The sequence below is a fragment of the Sphingomonas sp. CCH9-F2 genome (assembly GCF_001556735.1).
In the GTDB taxonomy this organism is placed as follows: Bacteria; Pseudomonadota; Alphaproteobacteria; order Sphingomonadales; family Sphingomonadaceae; genus Sphingomonas; species Sphingomonas ginsenosidimutans.
In genome coordinates, this window is record NZ_LSJO01000655.1 from 1 (window position 1) to 6,510 (window position 6,510).

The 6,510-nt window shown below is 72.4% G+C and carries 6 protein-coding genes and 1 pseudogene; 2 read left to right on the forward strand and 5 right to left on the reverse strand.

Going from position 1 to position 6,510, the window contains the following annotated elements; translation table 11 throughout:
- The 5 genes and pseudogenes from AX685_RS18550 to AX685_RS18570 all read right to left on the reverse strand — a co-directional run.
- Positions 1–216: pseudogene (locus AX685_RS18550) on the reverse strand (cytochrome P450); the annotation flags it as partial.
- 68 nt (positions 217–284) lie between these two features.
- Positions 285–1,526 (reverse strand): ABC transporter permease, encoded by a 1,242-nt coding sequence (locus tag AX685_RS18555; protein ID WP_066491307.1) that lies wholly within the window; start codon positions 1,524–1,526, stop codon positions 285–287.
- A complete protein-coding gene (locus AX685_RS18560) occupies positions 1,523–2,467 on the reverse strand; it encodes an ABC transporter ATP-binding protein (RefSeq protein ID WP_066491309.1) in 945 nt (314 codons plus the stop codon). Before AX685_RS18560 ends, AX685_RS18555 begins: the two co-directional genes overlap by 4 nt.
- 63 nt (positions 2,468–2,530) lie before the next feature.
- On the reverse strand, positions 2,531–2,914 hold the full coding sequence (locus tag AX685_RS18565) for a hypothetical protein (protein ID WP_066491313.1): 384 nt from the start codon (positions 2,912–2,914) through the stop codon (positions 2,531–2,533).
- Complete coding sequence (locus AX685_RS18570; RefSeq protein WP_066491315.1) at positions 2,911–3,579, reverse strand: EI24 domain-containing protein; 669 nt, start codon at positions 3,577–3,579, stop codon at positions 2,911–2,913. The genes AX685_RS18565 and AX685_RS18570 overlap by 4 nt, the downstream gene beginning before the upstream one ends.
- Positions 3,580–3,674: 95 nt before the next feature.
- On the opposite strand from AX685_RS18570, the gene AX685_RS18575 reads away from it, so the two are divergent.
- Positions 3,675–4,667 carry an adenosine kinase gene (locus tag AX685_RS18575; RefSeq protein ID WP_066491317.1) on the forward strand — a complete coding sequence of 331 codons (993 nt, stop codon included), beginning with the start codon at positions 3,675–3,677 and terminating at the stop codon, positions 4,665–4,667.
- Between the two features lie 182 nt (positions 4,668–4,849).
- The coding region (hrpB, locus tag AX685_RS18580) for an ATP-dependent helicase HrpB (RefSeq protein ID WP_066491319.1) at positions 4,850–6,510 on the forward strand (1,661 nt) is incomplete at its 3' end.

The following is a 6,510-nucleotide window of genomic DNA, read 5'->3' on the forward strand; positions in this document are numbered from 1 at the left end:
CGAATAGAGATCGGGGAGCGATTCGACCTCGACGATCGGCTTGTACGTGCTCACCGACCAATAGGGGCCGAAATCCGAATCGACGACCTTGTGCACCGGCGCCTCGGCGCGAAGCCGGCGGAACGGTTCGTGCCAGGTGTCGTCGCGATAAAGCTCGGGCCGGCTGACGTCGAAAGGGTCGGCGGGCGCGGTCACGTCCTGGGCCAGGGTCGCCATGGTCACTCTCCTCTTTTGGTTGCGAGAAGAAACCTAACTGACACTGGTGTCAATGGGGTTACTGCGCCCTATCCCCGCGCGAACAACCGTCGCCACGCGGGCCTGGCGCTGCCCGACTGCAGCACGCCGCGCCGGAACAGCCGCGCGCCGACGATGATGAAGATCGCGACCCACACCAATTGCCACAGCAGCGCCAGCGCATGCGGCCACAGTCCCGGCAGCGCCGCGGCGCGCCCGGCCATCGCATAGGGGGAGGAGAGCGGGAACAGCTGCGTTCCGATCGCCAGCCAGCCGTCGCGATCGGATGCGCCGGCCGATGCGAGCGCGAACATCGCCACCTGCACGATGGTGACCGGCAGCGACAGCATCTGGATCTCGCGCATCGTCGATGCCTGCGCCCCCACGCCCAGAAAGATCGAGCCGAGCAGCAGATAGGCGGTCGCGAAATAGGCGGCGAACAGCAGCGCGAACGGTCCCGCGCCGACCGCGGGCGACAGCTGGCGCAGCCCCGCGCCCAGATCGCCGGGCAGGAACGCGCCGGCCTGGCTGACCACCGTTCCCCAGAAGGCGACGAACAGCACCGCGACCCCGAACATGCCGAGCAGCTTGCCCAGGAACACGCTTTCCAGCGGGACCGCGGCGGCCAGCACCTCGATCACCTTGTTGTTGCGCTCCTCCGCCATCGTGCCGACGACCTGGCCGGACAGGAACAGCGTCAGGAAGAAGATGCCGAACACCGCGCCGAACGCCGATGCATCGCGCCCGCCGGCGGACGGAGCGGCGGTGGCGACACGCTCCAGCACCGGTTCGGCGAGCGCGGGCGCGCCGGCGCGGCGGACCAGCGCGGCGTCGCGTGCCAGCGCGGCGAGGTAGCGCGCTTCGTCCCGGTCGCCCGCGGCATAGCTCACGACCGGGCGGTCGAGCGCGCCGTGGAGCACCGCCGCGACGCTGATGCCGCCCACCGCGCCGTGCCCGTCCAGCATCGCGCGTGCCTGCGCCGCGGTATCCCCGGTGACCGGATGCGCGACCAGTCGCGGCGGGGCGCGATCATCGTCGCGCAGCGTGCGCTGGCGCGCGTCGGCGGCCATCACCGCGCGCGTGTCGTCGGCGGGCAGCAGCAGCACCAGCCGCTGCTTGGCCGCGGTGCCGCGGGTGGCATTGGCCGCGCCCAGCCCGCCGATCAGGCTGAACGACAGCATGATGATCGGCGCGAACAGGAACAGCAGGAAGATCGGGGTGAAGACCGTCGCGGTGAAATCGCGGCGGGCGATCGTCAGCGTCTGGCGCAGGTGACGGCGAAAGGGGGTCATGCGGCGCGCTCCGTCACGGTTGCGGGGCCGGATGCGGCGGCCGCCTCGCCGACGATGCGCACGAACGCCTCGTGCAGGCCGGGGCGTTCGATGGCGAGGCCGGCGATGCCGTATCCGGCGGCGATCAGCCGCGTCAGCAGCCCCTCGATCCCCTCCGCTGGCAGCTGGAAACGCCAGCTGTCGCCGTCGCGCGTCGCATCGCCGGGCAGCAGGTCGGCCAGCGCGGCATCGGTATGATGGGGAACGTACCGGACCTGCGGCGGCAGCAGCCCGCGCGCCTCGTCGACCGTCCCCTCGAACCGGCGGCGCCCGCCCGCGATCACCGCCAGCCGGTCGCACAGCCGCTGCGCATGGGCCATGACGTGGGTGGAAAACAGGATCGTCGCGCCGCGATCGCGCTCGGCCAGGATCAGCGCCTCCAGCCGTTCCTGGTTGACCGGGTCCAGCCCGGAAAACGGCTCGTCCAGCACGATCAGGTCGGGGCGATGCACGACCGAGCCGAGCAGCTGGACCAGCTGCGCCATGCCCTTCGACAGCTTGCGGATCTTCTCGTCCACCGCATGGCCCAGCCCGGCGGCTTCCAGCATCTCCGCCGCGCGGGCACGGCCGATGGCCCAGTCCAGTCCGCGCAGCGCGCCCATGAACGCGATCGCCTCGCGCGCCTTCATCGCGGGATAGAGGCCGCGTTCCTCCGGCAGATAGCCGACGCGGTCGCCGGCGTCGCGCGGGTGGCGCGCGCCCAGCAGGATGCGTTCGCCCTCATCGGGTTCGATGATGCCCAGCAACATGCGCAGCGTCGTGGTCTTGCCCGCGCCATTGGGGCCCAGCACACCGTAGATCGCACCGCGCGGCACCACTAGGTCGACGCCGTCGACGACCCGCCGATCGCCGAATCGCTTCACCAGGCCGTCGGCGACGACGGCTGACGGATGGGATGACACGTAGCGCCCCTTTTGATTGCCCAGCGCGGGGTGGTAGCGGCGCCGCCGCGCCGCGCCAATCGCTTACTTGCCGCCGGTGCGGCGCGCGATCGCGGCCGCGCAGCTGGCGCGATCGATGCTGCTGCCGTCGCGCTGGCGGGTGTCGACCCAGGTGACGCGCGGCTCCGCGCCCTGTTTGGGGGGATAGAGATAGGCGTCCATGACGCAGATCGCGCTGGTGAACTGCAGCTTGCGCGCGGTGCCTTCGCGCACGTCGGCGTCGGGCTGGCCGAACTGCCGCACCAGCGCGGCGGCATCCTGCCCGACGATATGCGTCAGCCCGGTCTGCGGGATCGGGATCAGCGGTGCGCGCGCGGCCCCGCCCGTGGTGCCGGTGGTGGCGCAGCCGCCCAGCAGCGCCAGCGCGAACGGCAGGATCAGGCGGCAGGCCCGCGGCTGCGGTGTCATCGGTCGGTCCCGTGATAAAGGTGCGTCGCCATCGCGGCGCCGATCACCGGCGCCAGGATGTTGAGCAGCGGAACCACGAACAGGGCGGTGCCCGCAAGCCCCAGCGCGAACCGCCGCCCGGCGGTCGCCGCGCGCCAGCCCCGCATCGCCGCAGCGTCCATGTGCCGAGCGGCGACCATATCGGTCAGATCGCGTCCCAGCAGCCAGGCATTGACGACGAAGAACGCCGCCGCAGTGCCCACCCCGGTAACCAGCAAGGCGACATAGACGGGGGTCATCAGCAGATTCACGCCCACGAACCGCGCCGCCGATCCGGCGCCCATCGCCAGCCCGCGGTGGAACGGCACGGCGCGCGCGCCGGCGAGGCGATCGGGATAATGGCGCCGCTCCACCGCGGCGACGATCGTGTCGGCGAACAGCCCGACGACCAGGATCGCGACCGCGCGGAACAGCAGCCACAACGCCAGCACGGTCACGAGCGTCGCCGCCACGCCCGCCAGCGCGCCGTGCCACGCCACGTTGGCCAGCAGCGCGTCGATCCCCCACCACAGCACCGCGCCTGCGACGATAAAGATCGCCAGCGTGATCGCGAGCGAGGCGAACAGCACGCGGCGCACCGGCGGATCGCCCAATTGCCCGACGGCGAGGAAGAACGCGCGGATCATCGCGCGCCAGCGTTGCGCCGCGCGACGCGGTTGCGCAAGGGCACGCGGCGCTTTACGCGGGCGACCTTGCGCTTTCCCCATCCAGGATCAATTCCTTGACCGAACCCCGCTACGACGTGGTCGCGATCGGCAATGCCATCGTCGACATCCTTGCCCCCGCCACCGATGCCTTCATCGCCGACAACGGCATGACCAAGGGCGCGATGGCGCTGGTCTTCTCCCCCCAGGAAGCCGACGCGCTCTATGCCAAGATGGGGCCGGGGCAGGAAGTGTCGGGCGGTTCGGCGGCGAACACGATCGCGGGCATGGCCGCGCTGGGCGACGCCTGCGCCTTCATCGGGCAGGTCGCCGACGACCAGCTGGGCGAAGTGTTCGCGCACGACATCCGCGCCGCGGGCATCCGCTTCGACACGCCCGCGCGCGCCGGTGCGCCGACGACGGGCCGCTGCCTGATCTTCGTGACGCCCGACGGGCAGCGCACGATGAACACCTTCCTGGGCGCTTCGCACTATCTGCCGGAGGCGGCGCTGGACCGCGATCTGATCGCCGATGCGCGCTACCTCTATCTCGAAGGCTATCTGTGGGACCCCGAAGAGCCGCGTGCGGCGATGCGCGCCGCGATCGACGTCGCGCGCGCCGCGGGACGCAAGGTGGCGTTCACGCTGTCGGCCGAATTCGTCATCGACCGCCACCGCGCGGCGTTCCACGAATTGATCGACCAGGGGCTGATCGACGTGCTGTTCGCCAATGAGGCGGAGATCATGTCGCTGACCGAGCAGGCCGATGTCGAGGCGGCGATCGACGCGGTGCGCGGCAAGGTGCCCCTGCTGGTCGTCACGCTGAGCGAGCGCGGCGCGTGCGCGATCGCAGGCGAGGCGCGGGTGTGCGTGCCGGCGCAGCCGATCGACAAGGTGGTCGACACCACCGGCGCGGGCGACCTGTTCGCCGCCGGCTTCCTCCACGGCCAGGCGCGCGGCCAGTCGCTGGAGGCGTCGCTGACGCTGGGCGCGATCTGCGCGGCGGAGGTGATCCAGCATTTCGGCGCGCGGCCGATGGTGGACCTGAAGACGCTGACCGCGCACGTATGACGCGTCATGCCGGGTCAAGCCCGGGGTGACGGTCCGGACCGCGCCGTTGTGCTCCTGCGAAGGCAGGAGCCCGGGGTCATGATCGCCAGCCGTCGTCGCCGCGTCCGGCCCTGGGTTCCGGCGATTGCCGGAACGCGGGCGCGCGCTTTCGCCGAGCGTATCGATCGCGCTAGGGCCGCCCCATGACCCTGCCGATCCATGCCGTCCTGCCCGATCTGCTCGCCGCGCTGCGCGTCGGCGCGGCGGCGGTGCTGGTCGCGCCGCCGGGGGCGGGCAAGACCACCGCGGTCGCGCCCGCGCTGCTGGCTGAACCATGGTGCACCGGCGAGGTGCTGGTCACCTCGCCGCGCCGTCTGGCGGCGCGCGCGGCGGCGGAACGGATGGCGACGCTGGCTGACGAGCCGGTCGGGCGCACCTTCGGCTATGCCACGCGGCTCGATACCAAACGGTCGGCGGCGACGCGCGTCACCGTCGTGACCGAGGGGATCTTGACCGCGCGGTTGCAGAACGACCCCGAACTGGCCGGCGTGTCCGCGATCCTGTTCGACGAGGTGCATGAACGCAGCCTCGACGGTGATTTCGGGCTGGCGCTGGCGCTGGATGCGCAGGGTGCGCTGCGTCCTGACCTGCGCATCGTCGCGATGTCCGCCACGCTGGACGGCGCGCGCTTCGCCGCGCTGATGGGCGATGCGCCGGTGGTGGAGAGCGCCGGGCGCAGCTTCCCGCTGGAACTGCGCCACATCGGCCGCGCGGGGGAGGCGCGGATCGAGGACGACATGGCCGCCACGATCCGCCGGTCGCTGGCGGAAGAGGCGGGCGGGGTGCTCGCCTTCCTGCCCGGCATCGCGGAAATCGAGCGGACGGCCGAACGGCTGGGCGATCTGCCGGGGGTGCGGCTGCACCGGCTGCACGGCAGCCTCGACCCGGCGGCGCAGCGCGCGGCGATCCGTGCCGAGCCGGACGGCGCGCGCAAACTGGTGCTGGCGACGTCGATCGCGGAAACCAGCCTGACGCTGGACGGCATCAGCGTGGTGGTCGATTCCGGGCTGGCGCGGCGCCCGCGCTACGATCGCGCGGTCGGGATGACGCGGCTGGTGACCGAACGCGAGAGCCAGGCGGCGGCGACCCAGCGCGCCGGTCGTGCCGCGCGACAGGGTCCGGGGGTCGCCTATCGCCTGTGGGAGGCCGCGGCCACCGCGGGGATGCCGCGGTTCGACCCGCCGGAGATCCTGGAGGCGGACCTGTCGGCGCTGCTGCTGGCCACCGCCATCTGGGGCGTCGCCGATTCGCGCCAGCTGGCATGGATCGACCCCCCGCCCGAGGCGGCGGTGGCGGAGGCGCGCGCGCGGCTGACGGTGCTGGGCGCGCTGGACCAGGATGGGCGGCCGACCGCGCATGGCCGCGCGATGGCGGCGCTACCGATGGCGCCGCGGCTGGCGCACATGCTGCTGCTCGCCCCCGACAAGCGGCTGGCCGCCGAGGTCGCGGCGCTGTTGCAGGAGCGCGGGCTGGGCGGTCCCGATGCCGATCTGGAGGTGCGCTGGCGACGCTGGCGCGGCGATCGGTCGGCGAAGGCCGAAAGCGCGCGCGGGCTGGCGAAGCGCTGGGCGGCGCTGGTGCGCGGGCGCGGCGACGGGGCCGGGGACGGGGAGGGGACGATCGCGGAGTGCATCGCGCTGGCCTTCCCCGATCGGGTGGCGAAGCGCCGCGATGCGAATGGCGAGCGTTGGGCCTCGGCGGGCGGGCGCGGTTTCCGGCTCGACCCGACCTCGCCGCTGGCGCGGCAGGAATGGCTGGCGGTCGCAGAGACGCAGGGGATGGCGGCGGGCGCGCGCATCCTGTC

Excerpts from the sequence above, each read along its gene's own strand:
- AX685_RS18570 (WP_066491315.1), bottom strand. The coding sequence starts at position 3,579 with ATGATCCGCGCGTTCTTCCTCGCCGTCGGGCAATTGGGCGATCCGCCG.
- AX685_RS18555 (WP_066491307.1), bottom strand. The coding sequence starts at position 1,526 with ATGACCCCCTTTCGCCGTCACCTGCGCCAGACGCTGACGATCGCCCGC.
- AX685_RS18565 (WP_066491313.1), bottom strand. The coding sequence starts at position 2,914 with ATGACACCGCAGCCGCGGGCCTGCCGCCTGATCCTGCCGTTCGCGCTG.